This is a genomic window from Burkholderia guangdongensis, assembly GCF_013403875.1.
GTDB classification, from domain to species: Bacteria; Pseudomonadota; Gammaproteobacteria; order Burkholderiales; family Burkholderiaceae; genus Burkholderia; species Burkholderia guangdongensis.
In genome coordinates this window covers 129480-147549 of record NZ_JACBNX010000014.1, presented here as the reverse complement: position 1 = coordinate 147549, position 18070 = coordinate 129480, and the positions used below count along the sequence as shown (strand labels likewise).

Annotated in this window: 17 protein-coding genes and 1 tRNA gene; 3 read left to right on the top strand and 15 right to left on the bottom strand. The window is 61.1% G+C overall.

Translation table 11 applies throughout. The features are described 5' to 3' along the window. Positions 1 to 441: 441 nt before the first annotated feature. From HZI36_RS15110 to HZI36_RS15080, 7 genes are all read right to left on the bottom strand, one after another. Complete coding sequence (locus HZI36_RS15110) at positions 442 to 1839, bottom strand: reverse transcriptase domain-containing protein (RefSeq protein ID WP_179403450.1); 1398 nt, start codon at positions 1837 to 1839, stop codon at positions 442 to 444. 1 nt (position 1840) lies between these two features. Beyond that, complete coding sequence (locus HZI36_RS15105) at positions 1841 to 2473, bottom strand: SLATT domain-containing protein (protein ID WP_179403449.1); 633 nt, start codon at positions 2471 to 2473, stop codon at positions 1841 to 1843. A gap of 515 nt (positions 2474 to 2988) precedes the next feature. Next, positions 2989 to 3564 carry a cysteine hydrolase family protein gene (locus HZI36_RS15100; RefSeq protein ID WP_246327090.1) on the bottom strand — a complete coding sequence of 192 codons (576 nt, stop codon included), beginning with the start codon at positions 3562 to 3564 and terminating at the stop codon, positions 2989 to 2991. 97 nt (positions 3565 to 3661) lie between these two features. Then, entirely contained in the window at positions 3662 to 4165 is a 504-nt protein-coding gene (locus tag HZI36_RS15095) for a type II toxin-antitoxin system YhaV family toxin (protein ID WP_179403447.1), read from the bottom strand. Next, positions 4162 to 4491, bottom strand: coding sequence for a type II toxin-antitoxin system PrlF family antitoxin (locus tag HZI36_RS15090; RefSeq protein WP_179403446.1), 330 nt, complete (start codon positions 4489 to 4491; stop codon positions 4162 to 4164). Before HZI36_RS15090 ends, HZI36_RS15095 begins: the two co-directional genes overlap by 4 nt. A 160-nt stretch (positions 4492 to 4651) precedes the next feature. Then, positions 4652 to 5584, bottom strand: a complete 933-nt coding sequence (locus tag HZI36_RS15085) for a diacylglycerol kinase catalytic domain-containing protein (protein WP_179403445.1) — start codon at positions 5582 to 5584, stop codon at positions 4652 to 4654. Then, the gene (locus tag HZI36_RS15080) at positions 5581 to 6621 is read right to left on the bottom strand and encodes an SPFH domain-containing protein (RefSeq protein ID WP_179403444.1); all 1041 of its coding nucleotides are present in this window, start codon (positions 6619 to 6621) and stop codon (positions 5581 to 5583) included. The genes HZI36_RS15085 and HZI36_RS15080 overlap by 4 nt, the downstream gene beginning before the upstream one ends. Positions 6622 to 6712: 91 nt before the next feature. On the opposite strand from HZI36_RS15080, the gene HZI36_RS15075 reads away from it, so the two are divergent. Continuing rightward, positions 6713 to 7462 (top strand): NUDIX hydrolase, encoded by a 750-nt coding sequence (locus HZI36_RS15075; RefSeq protein WP_179403459.1) that lies wholly within the window; start codon positions 6713 to 6715, stop codon positions 7460 to 7462. A 68-nt stretch (positions 7463 to 7530) separates the two neighbouring features. Here the strand turns inward: HZI36_RS15075 and HZI36_RS15070 are convergent, their stop codons facing one another. From HZI36_RS15070 to HZI36_RS15045, 6 genes are all read right to left on the bottom strand, one after another. Continuing rightward, on the bottom strand, positions 7531 to 8475 hold the full coding sequence (locus HZI36_RS15070) for a hypothetical protein (protein WP_179403443.1): 945 nt from the start codon (positions 8473 to 8475) through the stop codon (positions 7531 to 7533). Between the two features lie 305 nt (positions 8476 to 8780). Beyond that, positions 8781 to 10121 (bottom strand): cytochrome P450, encoded by a 1341-nt coding sequence (locus tag HZI36_RS15065; protein WP_179403442.1) that lies wholly within the window; start codon positions 10119 to 10121, stop codon positions 8781 to 8783. Between the two features lie 14 nt (positions 10122 to 10135). Further along, positions 10136 to 11767 (bottom strand): Dyp-type peroxidase, encoded by a 1632-nt coding sequence (locus tag HZI36_RS15060; protein ID WP_179403441.1) that lies wholly within the window; start codon positions 11765 to 11767, stop codon positions 10136 to 10138. Then, positions 11764 to 12699 carry a hypothetical protein gene (locus HZI36_RS15055; protein ID WP_179403440.1) on the bottom strand — a complete coding sequence of 312 codons (936 nt, stop codon included), beginning with the start codon at positions 12697 to 12699 and terminating at the stop codon, positions 11764 to 11766. Before HZI36_RS15055 ends, HZI36_RS15060 begins: the two co-directional genes overlap by 4 nt. Then, the gene (locus tag HZI36_RS15050) at positions 12689 to 13444 is read right to left on the bottom strand and encodes a hypothetical protein (protein ID WP_218883926.1); all 756 of its coding nucleotides are present in this window, start codon (positions 13442 to 13444) and stop codon (positions 12689 to 12691) included. The genes HZI36_RS15055 and HZI36_RS15050 overlap by 11 nt, the downstream gene beginning before the upstream one ends. A gap of 51 nt (positions 13445 to 13495) precedes the next feature. Next, positions 13496 to 14740, bottom strand: a complete 1245-nt coding sequence (locus tag HZI36_RS15045; RefSeq protein WP_179403439.1) for a glycosyltransferase family 87 protein — start codon at positions 14738 to 14740, stop codon at positions 13496 to 13498. 557 nt (positions 14741 to 15297) lie between these two features. Here HZI36_RS15045 and HZI36_RS15040 point away from each other — a divergent pair. After that, a tRNA-Val gene (locus tag HZI36_RS15040) sits at positions 15298 to 15374 on the top strand. Positions 15375 to 15439: 65 nt separating this feature from the next. Here HZI36_RS15040 and wecB read toward each other — a convergent pair. Both wecB and HZI36_RS15030 read right to left on the bottom strand, forming a co-directional pair. After that, positions 15440 to 16654, bottom strand: coding sequence for a non-hydrolyzing UDP-N-acetylglucosamine 2-epimerase (gene wecB / locus HZI36_RS15035; protein ID WP_179403438.1), 1215 nt, complete (start codon positions 16652 to 16654; stop codon positions 15440 to 15442). A gap of 397 nt (positions 16655 to 17051) precedes the next feature. Then, complete coding sequence (locus HZI36_RS15030; RefSeq protein WP_179403437.1) at positions 17052 to 17216, bottom strand: hypothetical protein; 165 nt, start codon at positions 17214 to 17216, stop codon at positions 17052 to 17054. A 394-nt stretch (positions 17217 to 17610) separates the two neighbouring features. On the opposite strand from HZI36_RS15030, the gene HZI36_RS15025 reads away from it, so the two are divergent. Next, positions 17611 to 18066: a hypothetical protein gene (locus tag HZI36_RS15025; RefSeq protein WP_179403436.1), complete on the top strand. Its 456-nt coding sequence runs from the start codon at positions 17611 to 17613 to the stop codon at positions 18064 to 18066. Positions 18067 to 18070 lie beyond the last annotated feature (4 nt).

The following is an 18070-nucleotide window of genomic DNA, read 5'->3' as shown; positions in this document are numbered from 1 at the left end:
ACCAGTTGCTTGATCAGCTCCGGGTCAAGGTTCAAGCCCTTGCCCGGTTCAATCGTCACTTCTTCCTTGCGTTTGCGTGGCATAAAGTGGCTCCTTGGCCATCAGTTTATGCCTCACACACAAGGTTCCGGATAGGCTCGAACGGCTGCTGATTAGCGGCTGACCGCCGTTTGGCAAAGCCACGCAACCGGACGCACGCCAACAGCACGTAGGAGGTAATGCGGGCCGTGCTTGCAATCTATGATCTCTCGCTGCCCGAAAAAGGCGCAGCCGTCACCGTCATTCGGTTCAAAGCTCATTGGCAACGGCTCCGCTGCTCTTCTTGCAGGCTTAGGCTAAACGCGCAGGCAGGCGACCGTGTGGTGCCGAAGGTGCTCCTCCGTTATCGGACCATTTGTCAATCTGCGAACATTGTTGGGGACGCCCGATCCAGATCGATCTTTATGAGATATCTTGGATATCCTGTTCCAGCTCCCTCGTCGCCCGCCTGATCCGGACGGCGAATGTCGATCGAACGGAGGCGTCCGACAGCCCCTTCACGCTGCGCCCGAAATAATTTTCGAGAATTCGCCGCATATTCACCACAGACGTGGTATCGAAATTTGGTATATAGCCACTCTCGGTCGGATCACGGCGTCGGCACTCGAAATAAACTCTCACGAAAGAACACAGTTTTTTGCTGGTGGCGACGTTGAATCGCCTCATTAAACTTTCTACCGTTTTGTCCAGTTTGTGAAGTTGCTCAATACTTGAATCGTCGATTTGTGAAAAATAAAAAACCCATCCTTTTCTTGTGCCTTCAAACACGCACCCCGTAATTCGAAGGTTGACCCGCCAAATCAGGATATTTCTTGCGAACGTTAAATTTTGCCTTCTTAATTTTTTGTTAGAATACTTTTTTCTGATTTCTTGGCAACGATATTTGTATGTTGTGAATGCATCTGCCAAAGAGCTTTCAAGTCTCTGAATTGACTGTTCTTTTACCCGCGCCTTACCATTTAAAAAAAGATATCCAAGAAAAGAGAATTCATCGTCGATTGGACCGTACGCCGACTTCGATCCGGCAGAGGCGATATCATGTACCTTTAGATCAAAATCGCTTTGGAGCACACTACTCATTTCGGTAAACAACGGTACGGGATTTGAAGTGCAAAGAGCAAATACGTCATCGACATATCTGAAGTATTTCACATTTTGCTTTTGCTCCATCCCGCGATCAAATTGATGCAGAAAAATCTCGGCCAAGATGTTTGATATTGACAATCCCTGCGGGACACCTACTAGTTCGGCTTTTTTGCTTTTATCGGCTACGGCAACGGTAGGCGTCTCTAATGCACCGTTCACAAGAGATAGTATTTTTGTACTTTTGATTCGTTGCTTTACCGCTGCACGGAGAATAGTATGTGAAATTGATGGGTAAAAATTCTGAACATCAAGTTTTACAAAGAATTTGTACTTACCGGAGGCAATTTCCTCCTTTAGATTGTGAATTACAATCTGCGGAATCTTTAGCTCAAGCGCATCTTCAAATCGAGCCTTTAGAATGTCGCACAGGGCGCGAAGCGTCACTCTGTCGCGAAACGTGGCAATAGATATCACCCGAGGATAGCGATTTGCCCCCTTTGATATCAGTTTCTCCTTGAATTGAGAGAAACGATACGAGCGATTTCCGGATTTTCGCCTAATTAAAGCAACCTCTGACGCCAAATTCCTTTCAAATATCGATCGATTGATTCGATCAATTCCAATCGCACTTGTCTTGGCAACATGTTCTTCGTAGATTTTCTTTAGATTAGAGCTTGAGAAAATTACCCTGTATGATTTTGTAAGCGAAGGCATGTCACTTAAAAAATAGAGAATACACAACAAAGAAGACGGGAGGTACAATATACCCGCCAATCCAAACAAACCAGCGGCGCGAAAAAAATAAAATCACAGCTATGCATTCTCGCTTCGATAGCGGACGACTAATTCCTGTTACGCCAAAGCGGCTCACGGCGTCGTCTATCTCAAGGTGATTTTCGCTGCTCGCCAATGTCCTTGCGTACTCCTTCTCCACCATTTCGTATTCTAAGTGTGCTGATTCGATCGACGAAGTCCAATCAATACGGTTCAAGTCATCCAATAGGGTTTGGAGCTTCACGTAGACCGTCTTAAATTCCTCCGCGCGCCCCTTGAAATTTCGCGCACTGATATATGGAGCGATTCCGAACAGCAAAACCGATACAACAATTAATGTGACGTTGGCCGCATCGTCGGATAATCTGGCGGCATGAAACTTCAAAAGATAAATAGAAAGTCCAATGCTGTAAGCAGAAAAAAGCTGAAGCATTAGTTGTGCGTGAAAATCGTTCTGCAACAAACGCTTTTCCGACTGAATGCGTGCCTTTCGGGTGAACCAAATGCGGTTATACAGCGCTTCGCGCGCTTTTTGGAACGGGTCTGGCTGCGGAGGCGTGGAATTTACTGTCATGTTATGAGGGTGAGGGTATGCGAAAATTTATGGATAGTTTAACTCCCCCGAAGGGGACTGGCCGAAGCCCGCGACCAAGAGATCGCGCCTTAATAGGGTCACCTCATTGAGGTCCTAGACCGAAGCCTAGCGCATACCCTCGGAGGCAAATATAAAGTATCCAATCAGACGAATCAATGAAGTGTTGCACTGCCATATCAAAATCGCGCCGTCGGCTTTGCATAACATGTATGAGGATAGGCGAAGTCCAGAGGCTGGGTTCGTATGAAATCTCTCTTGGCGACGGCCAAGTAGAGGCGGACCTACGGGGAGGGGGGGCGGGCACACCCGCGCGAGGGTGGCGAATGACTGCTTGGAAGACAACGGCGACATTCGACGATTCCCGTCGATAGGCCGATCTGGATCGCCTTCCGACTACAGCATAGGGCAGAGGTCGACCAAAAACGGGCTGCCGCGCCAACGAGCTATCCGTCACTCGACTGTCCCAGCTTTGCTTCAAAACGGACGTCGAACGTCTAAGCAAGCAGCAGCAACGCATCCTCGAGCGACAGCACCGTCGTGCGCGAATCGAATGCGGTGGAGAACAAATGTTCATGTACCACCTGATCCGGATCGTAACAACAGTCCTTGACCGTATACAAGCGGAAGTCCGCGTCGCTCGCATACGCGACCGACGACAGCACGACACCGGTCGACGCAATGCCGACCATAATCAGCAAATCGACACTTTGTGCGGCGAGTCGCGCCTCCAGATCGGTACCAAAGAACACGCTGGCGCGGTGCGCGATGATGAGCGGCTCGTTAGCCTGCTGGCCTAACTCCGGCGCGGTCCGGTCGTCGACAAAGAGACCAAGTCGTTTGATTCCCTGCCCATTCTTGTTCAATGGGCTGACTTCCGGATAGCCCGGGCTGAACCGGAGGTTGGCGAAATAGACGCGGACGCCTTTGGCCCGCGCCGCGTCGCATAGTTTGCGCGTATTGGTGAGCAAGGCCGGCGCGACCGATGGAAAGAGTCCGAGAATGTCGGTCTGATAATGCATGACGACAAGCGCGGTTTGCGCCGGCGCGATTGCCGGAATCTGCGAGCTCATGCGTTGCCCGGACGGGTTACTGATTCGCATGTACAAGTGCCATTTCTCGCGGTTTTCATGCGCATGACAGGTTTCCCCCATGAGCCGAACGTATTCCCTACGGCGTGATATCGTCGGCGAGCAACTGTTGCAAGCGCTGCCCCTCGACCTGAGCTTCGGTCAGCAATTGATTCCAGTCGTCTGGTGGATGGCCGGTTTCCAGCATCTTGCGGAACACGCGGTATGCGTCGTCGCTACTCTCGTAGGCGCGCTTGGTGTCCTCGTCGTTGACCCATGCGAACACGATCACCTTACTGGACGCGTGGTAGCGGTAAAACAGGCGGTACTGCTGAAAGAACTTCGCCCGGAACCAGTGCTTGTGATCGTCGCCAAGGGTGCCGCCCAGGCGGTATTCCGACCGTGCGGGGTCTTGTGGGATGACGTCGAACGCCAACTTGACGATCGCCGCTAGTCGCTTGGTGGCGTTCTTCCTGACGTACCCGACCGGATCCTTCTGCTTGAGGGTCTCGACCTGCCGTGCCAGCGCGTCAATTTGGGCGAGAAATAGTGGATGGGCATAGATCGTCCAGCCGTACACAACCAGGGGCTTGCCTCCGCTCATTCATCGTCCGCCGACAGGGGGGTATCAAAATCGACTTCGACGTCGCCAACGAGTGACTGGAGCCGTTGGACGAGACCTGCATCCACGGCCTGCAAGCGTTCAGGATGGATTGCAATGTCACGGGCCAGAAAGCCCAGGAACTGCCCGAGCACCGGGTCGTCGCCTTCGGAGACCTCCGCGCGGGTCAGCACCACCTCCCCATCGGAGCGGATGGTGTAGTGGATCTTGTCGCGCTTGCCGAGCCCAAGCGCGCGACGTACGGTCTCCGGCACCGTAGTTTGGTAGCGGTCGGTCAGCGTGGATTCGACTTCGAGGGTAGCGGGCATTGCGCTCTCCGGTCAAACAGGTGGATGCCTCGAATGGTAATGCGAATGCATTACCATGTCAATGCGAATGCATTGTCTGTGTAGCTTGCTCGATTCCACAGATGTGATGCAGGACGCATGCCGCAAACACCGTCAAAGAAAAGGACGCGCTAACCTTCGGCTACACAACCAACCGCCCCTGCCTCGCCGCAACGGAAACCGTCGCCTCCATACCAGCCGTAAACCTCAGATAGTCCACCTCCACCCCATCAGAAAAAATGACGCCGTTTTCCGGCATACGCGAGCGCAGCCGAAGCGGCTGCTCCGCGTCAACGTGGCCAAATACCAGTTCCGTCTTCGATGCCTTGCTCGGAAACGGCTCCCGCACAGCGAAGGTCAGTCGAGCACTGTCCCACGGCTGCGGCTGGTACTGAGCCTCCCCACTCCAACCCTGCATCGCGTGCGCCACGCCGAGCGAGCCCGTCACCACGCTCTTGAGCCACGCAGTGGAACCCAGTCCCGTGGAAACGATGATGCCCGACGACGACTGCGATTCACGTCGCTCGCCCAACTCGATCTCGTAAAGCGCCGAGGTATGGGTGCGCGGCCCAATGAACAGGTCATTGACGGCACGCAACACCTGGCCGTCCGTCAGCCTCGCTTCCGCCATCGTAATCGCCTTCAACGGACGGCGGTCACGAGCGACATCCATCAACACCGCACCGAGGTCAGCCGGCTCAAAGGGCAACAAAATGCCATCCCACCTCGCAGGCTCCGGATTCAGTCCGATCAGCGGCTGACCGTCCAGGTATTTCATCGAGTTCGCGACCAGCCCGTCCTGCCCCAATGCCACGACGATATCGTCGGGCGCGAAGATGAAATTCGGCAGATAGCTCCGATCGACCACCTGATAGCGCCCCCACTTCTCGAGCGCACGCACGGTAAGCTCCAGGCTGCGTGCGTACGCTGAATTCTCGGCGAGATAATCCGAGAAATCTGCCCCAAGGTGCTCGATGTAAAACTTCGCCTGCGCCAGCGTGTGATGCTTCGCGATCAGCTCTTCGAGTCGTGTGCGGCGCGTCACCAGCACGACCTTGCGAGCCTCGGCGCTCATGACGCGGCCCTCGCCCCGGTACTTGCGCCGGCACTCATCAGCCCCTGCAGCAATTCGGGCGATACATTGAGCTGCCCGATGCGCTCCGCTCGTTCGGCGATCCCGCCGAACGCCTGCGCAATCAACTGGCCCGGCTGCATGCCGGCCGCCGCGAGCGCATTGACGACACGCGGGTCGGCCTTCTCGAGCGCCTGCATGACCGCCGCCACCCGGTGCGCCTCGGCTTCGGCCAAAGTACGACTGTTGTGCGCCTGCCCGTTCACGAATGCCTTGCGCTTTTCCTCGAGCTCGACGTCGGCCGCCATCTGCTCGGTACGCAGCTCGTTTTCCTTGCGCATCAGCATGGCCTTGGCCTCCATTTGCGTCTCGCGGATCTGCCGCTTCTTCTGCTCGACGGCAATGTCGGTGTCCAGCTCGTTCTGACGGATCGCGCGCTCGTTCTCCACTGCCGACATACGGCGCAAGTACACGGCGTCGTCGGCCGCCTTGAGATTGGACTCGCGCGCTTCGGCTTCGAGCGCACGGGCGATATCCGGCGTGGGTTTCACGGCCATCACCGAGACGCCCAGAATCTCGAGGCCCAACGCCTCGATTTCCGGCTGGCTGGCGAGCTCGGTCTGCGCGGTACGGGCAATCGCCGCCGACGCGCGCAGCGCTTCCTTCAGATCCAGCGCCTGGACAGCCTGCTGGACAATCACCTCGACCTGCATCGCGACACGGTCGCCCAGCCGCTTCGGATCTTCCGATACATACGACCGGCCGTCCTTTCCCAGCGAGAAATCCATCATGGCGGCGATCCGGTGCGGGTCGCCGATGCGGTACGTCACTTGGCCCTGCACGGTCACGCTCTGGAAATCCGCGGTGACGAGTTCCAGGATGAACGGACGATCCTGGCTCGCCACCGGAACGGACACCAGCGTCGTCGCCGGCGCGTAGTAGAAAAATGACAGGCCGGTGCCCTCGCGTACCACGCTGCCCGCGCGGAATTGCATCAGGTGAACGGTCGGCTGAGACTTGATGAATCGAATCCCGAACATGGTGGGCTCCTCACGTTAGTTGCATAGAACAACTTGTATGAGTTGCACAATACAACCTAGAATGGAGACCGTCAAGTTCATCTGGTCCGCCATGACACGAAAGAAATCCGGTTCCGAACGACCGATACATCGCGGGCATGCGTTTCCCCTGCCGTACACGACCGTCGACGTCGTGATCTTTACCGTGCTCGAGAATGCGTTGAAGGTGCTGCTCGTGCAGCGTCCGGACGTGGCCGGGGAAGCGTTTCCCGGGCGCTGGGCGCTGCCGGGCGGGTTCGTTGACGTGGTGGCCGACGCAACGCTCGAGGATTGCGCGCGCCGCAAGCTGTTCGAGAAAACGGGCGTGAGAAGTCCTTATCTCGAGCAGCTCGGTAGTTGGGGCAGTGCTACGCGGGATCCGCGTGGGTGGTCAGCCACGCATGTCTGGTTTGCGCTGATTCCGGCTCAGGATGTGGTGCTTGCGAAGGGCGCCAACGCCACCGAAGTGGCATGGTTCGACGTCGATGCGGTGACGCAAAAGCGCGGACTCGCATTCGATCACGACGACATCCTGCGGAACGCCGTCGAGCGGTTGCGCGGCAAGGTCGAATACACGTCTCTGCCGGCTTTCCTGCTGTCGGAGCCGTTTACGCTGCCGCAGCTGCAGCGGATGTATGAGATCGTGCTTGGGCGGCCGGTGGACAAGAGCGGCTTTCGTACGCGGATGCTCGCTGCCGATTTCCTGACGGAAGTCGGCTTCGTCGCCGGCGAATCCAACAGACCAGCCATCGGATATCGTCTCGTGGATCGACAAACGCCCGTGGTGTTTCCGCGAACGTTCAGTCCGCGCAATATTGGGTGACTCGTTGACTGATAAGCGGCCATTGCTCCACAACGACGCCTCGATAAATCACCTGATATACCCTTCGACTATCTTTCCTTCCGCAACGGGGCGAGATCCTGCTGCAACTGCATGAGATCCGACCTCGAGAAGTGTTGCGCGGTGGCATCGATCAACCTGTTAAACAGCTCCTTGCCAGTTCCGACCTCGAAGATCTTATAGCGAATGGCGTCGGCGACGTTGCCGTTTGCGTCCGAACAATAAGCTGAAACACTGATACACAGGTCGGTGCGAGACTTGAGATTGGTTTCGATGGCCATCATGAATGTGTTGCACGCGTAGCTCGCGGCAACAAGGTTGTCGCTGGTCGTCGGACCGCCGAGGCACGACGCCCAGAGGTGGCACCACTCTTCGGAGACGACAGACTTCGGGTGACCAGTAATGCTGGAGATACTTGTCGAGGGCAGATTGCGTCCGCTGGCGTCCGTGGCGGAAAGCTTTCCTTTGGCTGCAGCTTGTCCGGCCCCGCGATGGACCGGCAAGCCAATATTTTTAAGCTTCATCTTCGGCTTGGATGCACGCCTGCCGATGATGTCTTCAAGGTCATCCCGTGCTTCATACGTTCCAGCAATCGATAGTCGGGAATAAACGCCTTTGAACGGCTCCGTAAGGCCGATCCAATCGCGGTCCTCCAGGTCCGATGTATCGTCGTCGGAATCGGAGTCGGAGTCGGAGTAATCGGTTCGCACGAGTGCCCGCCGCTTGCTAGGTGGTTCGTCAGAGGCGTCGCTTGCGGACTCCCTTTTACTGCGCGTCAAGCGTGTGGTGAAATCCACCGGCACGGTTTCGAAGCTCGCATCGCCGCGCTTGATGATTGCACTCTTTCCCGCGTAGTCCCGTGGCGCGTTGGTAGTCTTGTTTCGAATCACCTTGTACCGACCGTCACAATGCATGCATGCTGCGTTCTCTATCACCTCCCAGTTCGAATGCTTTACAGTATGCGTGGGCTCCTTGCTGCAGATCGCGAAATACATGGTGCCAGTCCTCCCAAAGGAATCAAATGGTGGAAACATAGATCCCGAGCGAAGTTGCTCGTTGCAGGGGCGTCCATGCATGTGTATAACGCTATGCATTTGCGGAACGTTTCGTGACCATCCGCAAGGCTCCACGCTAAAGGAAATTCATTCCCAATCGGCCCCGACCGCGCATCGAGCCTCCGATGTACCCATGGTTGAAGCTCGCCGGCCGTTGGATCGAAGAAGCGGGATGCAAGCGGACGAAGCGAGCGCCAGCGCCGCCGCGCTTTCCTATCCCGCGAATGAGGCAAGCACCAGCGCATTCAGCGCGTCACCGTAAAGTGCTGCGGGAACGGCGTCGCGCTGTCCGGGTGACCGGCGTCGCCACCAGCACGCGCCAGCGGCGCCCCGGCCAGAAGCGGCGTCAGCAGCGCCGGGATGATCGCGCGATTGATCGCATCGCCGAAGCAGCGATGCAGGCCGTATCCCCAGAGTATGTAGACGTCCCACGGCCGATCGGTGCGGAATGCGTCGGGATCGTCCACCGCCGCCGGATCGAACATCGCCGACAGGTTCGACGCCAGCACCATCGCACCCTTCTTCACCCGGCACGCGCGCAGTGTGCCCGAAGCGATTTCGCAGTCGCGCACGGCCCGGCGGTAGATCACCGGATTGACCGGATTGAAGCGCAACGCCTCGAAAACAGCGCAGCCGACCGCCTGCTCATCGCCATGCGCCGCTGCCGCCTGCGTCCGCGCCAGCACATCCGGGCGATCGAGCAATCCGTCCAGCGCCTGCACGCATGCCTTCGAAATGGTCGGGATCGCGCCGATGACGAGGCCGATCATGTTGTTGCGAATGCCCGATCCGTCGAATCCCCCGGTGCCGGCATCGCGGAGCGCAATCGCCCGTTTCAGCACGGTGGCGGGGCCATCGGGATCGGCTTGCGTCCTGGCAATGGCCGCGTCGATCGCAGCCAGGCACTTCGGCGCGCAATCCAGCGCTTTCTGCTCGACGTCCGGATCGCCCTGCAGATCGACGAACAGATACCAGAACATCGCAGTCGCCCATTCGCGAAGATCGGCAACCGACGCGGTATCGATCCCGAAATAGCGCTGCACCATCAGCGCGGGCACGACCGTGGTCAACACGTCGGGCACATCGATGGTCGTCGCATGGTCGGCCACGATCCGCCGGGCCGCTTCGCGCGCCAGCGGCACGACGATATTCGCCACGTCGTCACGTTGCGCGGCAAGCCGCATGATCGACGTATCGCGCTGGTAATCGGCGCCATCCTGCATCCCGAGAAAGAAATTGGCGCCGCCGGTGATCTTGCGCATCTTGGGTTCGTAGACGACCTCGAAGTCGCCCTGCCGATCGAGCACTTCGCGTACATCGTCGGCGCGGGACACGATCACCGTGCCATCGCAGGGATAAGCGGTGACCAGCGTCTTGTCGGTGGCCAGATTCGGCGCGAACGCGCGCAGCGACGCGAACAGCGCGCGCTGGCCCGCCGGATCGGCCAGCACGCGTTTCAGCCGCGCCTTGATGTCGCCCGTACCGCTCGCCAGCTTCGCCGCGAGCTCGGCGCCGCCCAGCGCACCCTCGCCCAGCATGTGGCCCTCGAGCTCGGCGGCATGGAACAGGTTCAATGCGAAGGACATGCGCGCACCCCGCTTCAGGTTGGATCGGTCACGCCCATGCCGATCAGGCGCAGCGCCGTCATGCTGGGCATGAAGAAGTAATCGCCGCCGCGCGTCGTCACGAATGGCGGGATACCGCTGGCGATGAACGGAGGATTGCCCTGGGCCGGATCGGCCGCGATCACGAAGCGCGCATCCTTCGCATGACTGCCGACCAGCGGACAGGTGTCGTTGCCGAGACTGAAATCGAGACCGTAGTTCAGCCATTGCTGCTGAACGAATTCGAACTGGCGCGACAGGCTCGCGCAAACGGCGAGCATCACGATGCCGTGCTCGCCATCGACGTCGCCCGCACTGCCCGAGCTACCATATGGGAGACCGCGCCGCAGGATGCGTCTGCGGTTGTTGAGCGCGGAGCCGGCGCGAACTTTCGGGTCGGGGTCGCGGCCGTGCGGGTCGAGCATGTCGCGGGTGTTCATGCGCCGCGCATGCGCGCCGATCGGGCAACGCGTGCCGGCCGAATCGTCGCGATACACGAAGTCGACCAGCCGAAGCGCCCGCTCCGGGTTGATCGAACCATCGACAGGCTGCGGATAATCGCGGTTGAACGCCTGCCAGTCGGCATGGGTGGGCGCGGCCATCAGCGGCACGCCGTCCGGCCATCGGCCCGCCAGTTTCGCCATCAAGGTCTGAGACGCCTCGTCTTGCGAACCCATGCGCCACAACTTCGCCAGTTGGGTCGCCGTGCCGTCGATCCACTTGTGGAAGCCGTCCACGTTCTGATGCAGCTTTCGATACGCGAAGAAGGTGCCGTTGCGGCTGAAATCAAGCGGCATCGCGGCGCCGGGAATCTCCTGCGCCTCATCCGGCCAGCCCAGCAGGAACTCGCCGCGCGCGAGCAGCGACCAGTTGCCGAAGCCGTCGGACTTGCCCTGCCCGATCGCGCTGGCGGCCGCCTGCGCGTTCGGCACCTGCCCGTCGAAGGCCGGATCGCTGATCGCGTCGGTATAGCCGAAATGCTCCTTCGGTGTCGGATAGACGTTGCCGCCCACTTCCTGCGTGATCGCGGAGAGATCCTGCCAGCGGTCGTCCGCGCCGCGATGGCCGCGACACAGCGCGACCTTGCCGCCGGAGCCGTCGCACCAAGCGACGATCTCCTGCGTGACCGTGCCCAATGCCGGAACCGCGCTGCCTTCCGGCTGCATCTGCGCATTGAGCATCACGAGAATATGCGGCTGCGCGGTCGAGTCTTTCCGGGTCCATACCGCGTCCCAGTCCGTCAACGAGGCGCCGTTCGCGTTATCGCTCAGGATCGATGCGCGGGCCGCCATGCCGTCGATGAATTCGTCGGGCATCCCGCGCAGCGTCCGCGTCGGCACGCCCAGCGCGAACAGGCCCCGGAACGTGAACGCGAGATTGATCGTCACCTCGGGCCTGGCCACCTTCACCTTGCCGGTGGGCCGATGGTGTCTGACGGACGGCCAGCGCAGCGCCGTGGTCACGCGCGGACGCAGAAACTCGACGAACGCGCGTCCACTGTCCGCATCGCGCACGTTGACCAGCAGGAAACGCCCCTTCGGGAAGCCCAGACGGCCATACGCGGTGAGGATGTTGCCCTGGAGATCGGCGAGATCGAGATCCGGCGCCGCGTGCTTTCTCTCGATCATGACTGGATCACTCCCGGCGCCTGGCTCGGCCCCGCAAGGTCGTCGGGCCGGTGCGCGTCGACGAACCGGCCGAACGCGGCATGAAGGTCGGCCGCGGCCGCGCCTTGCTGCGCAATCGCGAAGCGCGCGAAATGCTGCTGAAGATAGAGCGATTTCAGTACCGTGCGCAGATTGGAATGGGGGGCGGCGGCAAAGGGCCTGGCGCCACGTCCCAAAATGTAGCGGTACGCGGTATAGACCGAGACGGCGAGCGACAACAGCAACGCCACCCAGCCCCACGCCCCCGCTTTCCACGTGACGAGCCCCGTCACGCCCAGCGTGAAAACCGCGATCGCCGCCGCGATCCGCGGTATCGAAATCGTCGGCAGCGGCGGCGACGTAATCCAGTAATCGTTGAAGGGCATCGTCGTCTCGACCTGACAGCGCCGGATGTAATGCCCGAAGTCGTCGCCGTTCTTCACGGCTTCGAAGCCGTAGCAATGGCGATAAACCGCGGCCAGCTCGGCGCCCATCACGTTCCACAGATTGACGAGGTAATCGTGCAGGCCGCCATCCGCGTCGTTGGCGTGCGCGCCCGGATCGAAATCCACCGCCCAAAGCAGCCATGCGGTCGACAGATTGTCGACCGGCTGGTGCGCGAGCAGGTCCGTCTTCCTGATTGCATCGACGAGGGAATCGACCGGCACGCGGCCGTTGAACGCCGGCTGGTCGATCACCACGAAGCGGGCGAAGTGCGTGCGATCGCAGCGCGAGAACGGGCTTTGGCGCCCCCCGGCGATGCATGCCGCGCTTTGCGCCGCGGTGGGTAGCGTCGCGAGCACGTCCCGCAGCGAGGAAGTGGGTGAAGTCACCCGGCCGGCCCCGTCCCGCTGGGGATCGACCCGCACCGGCGACAGCACGGTAAGAAAATAATGACCGCCGTCAACGTTCAAGATGAGCGACCTCCTCCTGCCTGGGCCAAGCCTGATCGACGAAGGGTTGGCGGTTGATGTCGGCGTGAGCCGTGTCGTTCGACGCGACGGGCGCCAGACCCGGCGTGCCTAGATCGTTCTGCACCGACACCAGTGCGGCTCGATAGGCTTCGGAAAAAGCATCGGGAGAAAGGCTCGCATGTTGCGCGGCCAATTCGGTCAGTTTTGCCCGCACACGCAGTGCCGCCTTGATGTCGCGCTGGGCGGCGCCGGGGGTCGCGTTATAGTAGTAGTCCGTATCGATCTGATTGATGCGGATGTAATTCTTGAACGGTGTGATCGGAATTGAATGCGGATATTTCGTGCTGGAATACCAGAACAGGTCGAGGCCATTGGGAATACCGTCCGCAAAAGCATCGATATATTGATCCCAGGTTCCATTGAAGTTGCTGACGAACAGCATGTAATCGTTGGCGAGACTGGATTTGGGCTGCCCCAGGTCGGGCCAGTCCTGCCGCCGAATGATCACCCAGCGTGCGAAATGGATGATCGACAGGCCGAGCAGCCCGCCCAGCGTTGCCGGCAGCGCCCGCGCGATCATGAACACGAAACGGTTTATCCACGTTCGATGCGGCGGCATCGGCGTGACCACGTTCATTCCATAGGCCTTGCCCGCAACATTCGACATTTCCCCGTCCCCCGTCTCGCCTCGCCGGTGCTTTTGCGAACCGGAAGGTTGGTCATTCGAATCGTTGTCGGCCAGCAAATCGCGGCAACGTTTGCGTAGCTTAGGTTCTTTTCGGGAGCAATTTCAAGTCTATTTTTTATTTTCGAAATAGCGCGTTTTCATCGATTTATTCTCACCGCAACCCCGCCTGACAACCACCGCCAGCAACGCCAGCATCACCACCGGCATCGCGCTCCCGAGCGACCACCCCGGCGGCAGAAAGAACACGACCGGCGCCAGCCACGCAACGACCATCACCGGCAGATCGCCGCGCCTGCCCCCGTAACGTCGCCCATCCTCCCAGAGCAGCACGATCGGCAACGCCATCCAGACGAGGTCATACGACAGCAGATACGGCTGGCACAGCAGGCTCGCGATCACGAGCACCGCCGCCCGCAACGGGCCGCGCGCATGCCCGATCCATAACGCCACCACCGCGGCCACGGCGATCGCCGCGACCACGCCGAACGCCGCGTATGCGTATCCGGGCGCGAGCCCCAGATGCCGGGCCGCGCCGAACACGGTCGGCATGCCCCACGGCCAGTCGGACGCCTGCTCGACGACGTCACGCCCGAACGTCGCGGCCGCTTCGACGAACTTCGCGTACGTACCGAATCCCAATGCCGCGCCGGCAACCACGCCGAACACGCAAGCCGTGCACGCCGCCGCGATGCACGCCCTCCACTGCCGCCCGCTTATCAACGCGACCGGAATCAGCACGCCGAGCTGCGGTTTGATCGCGAGTAACCCGAAGCACAGCCCCGCGAGCCACGGCCGCCGTTCCAGCCATGCGAGGCCGAGCCCGATCAGGCCGATGGTCAGAAACGAATTCTGTCCGGCCGAGCCGACGATCCAGACCGGCGGAAACGCGATCGCCGCGAACCAGAATGCGGCCGGCGGTCTCGATTCGAGCAGCCGCGTGCAGGCCCGTACGGCGAACAGCAAGCCGCCGAACACGAACACCGGATACGAAAGCGGGAAAGGAATGAGCGCGAACGGCCAGACGACGAGCAGGAAGGTCGGCGGGTAGACCCACGGCGTGAGCATGTTCACGGAGGTCAGGCCCTGTAGCGGCAGCGCCAGCGATTCGATCAGCGATCCGTTGAACGCGCTCGCCGCGCCCTGGTGGATCGTCAGGTACGACGCGCTCCAGAACACCGCGAAATCCCAGCCCGGCGCAACGACGTGCCCGTTGCGCAGCTTGTACGCGCCGTATGCATGGATGAAGAAGAAACCGAGATCGGCCAGCAGCACGAGGCAGGAATAAAACGCCACGCGATCGGGCGTCAGCCATCGGCCGGGCGAGCGGCGCTCAAACTCGGACGAGCTCTGCATCCATGCGTCTCCAGTCTGCCGATGCGCTCACCCGCGAAGACACGGATCGAAGCGATGACATGCGAGCGAGCGGCTGTGTGTCGTGCGGGTCGTGTGTGTCGGTCGGCGTTCATCTTATCGGAAATCCGCCTGCCATCCGCACAGCGACGTCACAGCCGACGCGTGTATACCAAGGGTTTTGAATAGATATATATGTAAACGTAGTAGTAGTTAACAAGGGTCGCGCACAGCTGTGGATAACCGGCCAAACGCGCTGGCGAATCAACACGATACGGAATTCATAACGTCACGCATCGCGCGTGCACAGTTCTGTGCTGTGTCTAACAACTTTCACAGCGGATCGGCGACGCGCACAGATATCCTCAATCGGTCCACTGTGAATCCCTGTGTTTGCTAGACGGTTGTCCAAAGGCTGCTGTGGATAAATCGGTGCCTTCGCCGGCGCTGTGCCGGGCGCGTTCCGCGCGGCGACTTCCGTCCGTTGCAGCCCGCCACGAACAAAATGTGGCGCACCGCTTGTGCTGCGCAAAAAGTCCCTCTATAATCCGCGCCTCAACAGGCTCGTAGCTCAGTTGGTTAGAGCACCACCTTGACATGGTGGGGGTCGTTGGTTCGAATCCAATCGAGCCTACCAACGCACAATCTGAACGGTCCGGCGTCGCGTTTTGCCTTCGGGCAAACCGGCCGCCGCCCGTCAGTTCAAGCCGATCGCAATGCTTGCAGGCCGAGCGCCAGCGCGTTGTACGGCACCTCTCCCGATCCTGTTCCGTAGCTCGCGATGTCCGGTAGCGCGCATCGCCGGTCGAGCAACGCATGCACGATCCGGTCGCACGCGTGCCCGTCGCCGTATGGATTGCGTGCGTGGCACATCTCGCCGTATGCGACGTCGTCGTCGATGAGTCGCGCGGCCTCGCGCACGATCCGCTCCGCATCCGTGCCGACGAGCCGCGCGGTGCCCGCCTGGATCGCCTCGGGCCGCGCGCTCGTGTCGCGCGTGACGAGCACCGGTTTGCCGAGTGCCGGCCCCTCCTCCTGGATCCCGTTCGAATCCGCGATGATGAAATGCGCGCGCGACATCAGAAACACGAACGGCAGATATTCCTGCGGCTCGATCACATGGACGTTCGCCACGCCGTCGAGAAGCGCGTGCGCGGCGTCCTCCACGCCCGACTCGCGGTGCAGCGCATAGACGAACCGCACGTCGCGATAGCGGCTCGCGAGCGCGCGCAGCGCATGGCAGAACTGCGCGAACGCGGCGCCGGAGCGTTCGCGGCGGCCCGCGACCAGCACCACGCGCTGCGTGCCGTCGAGGAACGGATAGTGTCGGGCGATGCTGCGTGCGAGCGTGTCGTCGCGATCGAGGATCCGCTTCACCGCCTGCAGCGCGTCGATCACGGTGTCGCCGGTGAGCGTCACGCGGTCGGCCGGCACCCCTTCGCTGAACAGGTTGTGCCGCGCGCGCTCGGTCGGCGCGAAATGCCACGTCGACAGCGCATCGGTCATCCGGCGGTTCAGTTCCTCCGGCCACGGCGAGCCGATGTCGCCGCTGCGCAGCCCCGCCTCGACGTGCCCGACCGGCAAATAGCGATAGAACGCCGCGAGGCTGACCATCAGCGTCGTCGTCGTGTCGCCGTGCACGAGCACCGCGTCCGGACGCAACTCGTCGAACAGCCCGCCGATCGCCTGCAGGATCGCGGTCGTCACGTCGATCGACGGATGATCGAGCTGCGACAGACTCAGCGCGTAATCGGGCGTGATGTCGAACAGCGACAGCAACGCGTCGAACGTATCGTGGTGCCGCGCGGTCACGCACACCCGCGCGTCGACGTTCCCGTGCGCGCGCAGCGCCCGCACGAGTGGCGCCATCCCGACCGCCTCCATCCGCGTGCCGAATACAAACAGAAACGTCCTCATGTCGAGCCTCTTTCGCCTGGCCGATACAGATCGATGCGGCGCGCGGTGGCGCCGGTCCGTTCTGGGAATAGGTGAGCAATATTCAAACCAGACCGGTCGTGTGGGTGCGGTGGCCGCGCCCGCCTGCATGTGTCATGCCGACACGCGCCCGAACGTTTCACCGGCGTTACGGCGCCGGCACACGCGACGGTCGCCGTGCCGGCGTCATCGTGAGGCGAACCGTCGAGTGGCGGCCTTGCGGCCATCCCGCAGGACCGCGAAATATCGGTGGATCCCGGCGCGGCGGTCGTTCTCGGTCGCTGGCAATCGTTTCTGAAACGCGTCCGCTCGCGTGGCGTGACATTCGCTCGGCGCGTCCACCAATCGTGGCCGCGCGCGGATGCGGATTTTCCCGGACTCACGCGTATTCGCGCCGGTTCGCACCCGTCGTCGCGGTGCGATCGCGAAACGTTGCGCTTGTGAAACGGGTAGGTCGGCGCGGCCCGGAAAGCGGCGCGACGACACGTGCGGTGAGTCGCTCGCGCGCATCGGCCGAACCGTCGGCGGTGATTTCGACCGGCATTGCCGCGATGTCCGCCGCACTCGGAACGCGAGCCGCGCATCGTGGCGGCCCGACCCGCGCATCCTGCAGCCAATGGTTGCTGACCGCCGCTGACGGTTGCTGACGGTTGCTGATACGTCGATGAATCAAAAATCCGCCGCCCGGCGCAAGCGAGCGAGCGCATCGACGATCCCGTTCCTTGCCGCACGCGGCTCGCAGTCCGATGGCTCGACGCTTGCTTCGCTTTCTGCGCAGACACCGCCGCCCCGACGCCGACGACAAACCCTCATCAGGGACGGACGAAGTGCCCCAGCAAGACCGGGAAACGGCGACGCGACGATGCGCGCCGCCGGCTCCCTTTGCATGCATGACCGCGTCGACGCCGAGCGCCGAGGCGGGAGCCGGGGATGGAACGATGAACGACTGGCGGACGGTACTGTTCGACGTCGAAGACGCGTTGCTGTTCGCGCTCGGTTGCATCCGCGAGCGCAACGGCGATCCGCTACCCCGCGTCGCCACATGCGCATGCCGCGACACCCCGCGCGATTTCGGGCGATTCAGTCCGCATGTTCGTCACCCGAGCCGGCGCGCACGCTGCGCGCCGCGCCGCACGCACACCGGCCGCGCGCTCGGCGCACCGGCCCGGCGGCTGGCCGGCTGCCTTCCCTACCCCGGCGCGTCGCCGATCGACCTGCGGATCGACCTGTCGATCGATCCGCCCGCCGCGCCGTCGCGTCCGTGCGCGGACGGCCCACCCGCCGCTCGGCCGCCCGCCGTCCGCCGCCGCCGCGCCCGCGCGCGACGGCTGCACGGCGGCCGTTTCAGCCGCGCCGGATCGCCGGCGCGCACCGCTTGTTTCCTTCGGAGGTAACGCG

Coding starts and splice junctions, on each gene's coding strand:
- HZI36_RS15110 (WP_179403450.1), bottom strand. CDS start 1,839: ATGCCTTCGCTTACAAAATCATACAGGGTAATTTTCTCAAGCTCTAAT.
- HZI36_RS15105 (WP_179403449.1), bottom strand. CDS start 2,473: ATGACAGTAAATTCCACGCCTCCGCAGCCAGACCCGTTCCAAAAAGCG.
- HZI36_RS15100 (WP_246327090.1), bottom strand. CDS start 3,564: ATGAGCTCGCAGATTCCGGCAATCGCGCCGGCGCAAACCGCGCTTGTC.
- HZI36_RS15095 (WP_179403447.1), bottom strand. CDS start 4,165: ATGAGCGGAGGCAAGCCCCTGGTTGTGTACGGCTGGACGATCTATGCC.
- HZI36_RS15090 (WP_179403446.1), bottom strand. CDS start 4,491: ATGCCCGCTACCCTCGAAGTCGAATCCACGCTGACCGACCGCTACCAA.
- HZI36_RS15085 (WP_179403445.1), bottom strand. CDS start 5,584: ATGAGCGCCGAGGCTCGCAAGGTCGTGCTGGTGACGCGCCGCACACGA.
- HZI36_RS15080 (WP_179403444.1), bottom strand. CDS start 6,621: ATGTTCGGGATTCGATTCATCAAGTCTCAGCCGACCGTTCACCTGATG.
- HZI36_RS15075 (WP_179403459.1), top strand. CDS start 6,713: ATGACACGAAAGAAATCCGGTTCCGAACGACCGATACATCGCGGGCAT.
- HZI36_RS15070 (WP_179403443.1), bottom strand. CDS start 8,475: ATGTATTTCGCGATCTGCAGCAAGGAGCCCACGCATACTGTAAAGCAT.
- HZI36_RS15065 (WP_179403442.1), bottom strand. CDS start 10,121: ATGTCCTTCGCATTGAACCTGTTCCATGCCGCCGAGCTCGAGGGCCAC.
- HZI36_RS15060 (WP_179403441.1), bottom strand. CDS start 11,767: ATGATCGAGAGAAAGCACGCGGCGCCGGATCTCGATCTCGCCGATCTC.
- HZI36_RS15045 (WP_179403439.1), bottom strand. CDS start 14,740: ATGCAGAGCTCGTCCGAGTTTGAGCGCCGCTCGCCCGGCCGATGGCTG.
- wecB (WP_179403438.1), bottom strand. CDS start 16,654: ATGAGGACGTTTCTGTTTGTATTCGGCACGCGGATGGAGGCGGTCGGG.
- HZI36_RS15030 (WP_179403437.1), bottom strand. CDS start 17,216: ATGCCGGTCGAAATCACCGCCGACGGTTCGGCCGATGCGCGCGAGCGA.
- HZI36_RS15025 (WP_179403436.1), top strand. CDS start 17,611: ATGAACGACTGGCGGACGGTACTGTTCGACGTCGAAGACGCGTTGCTG.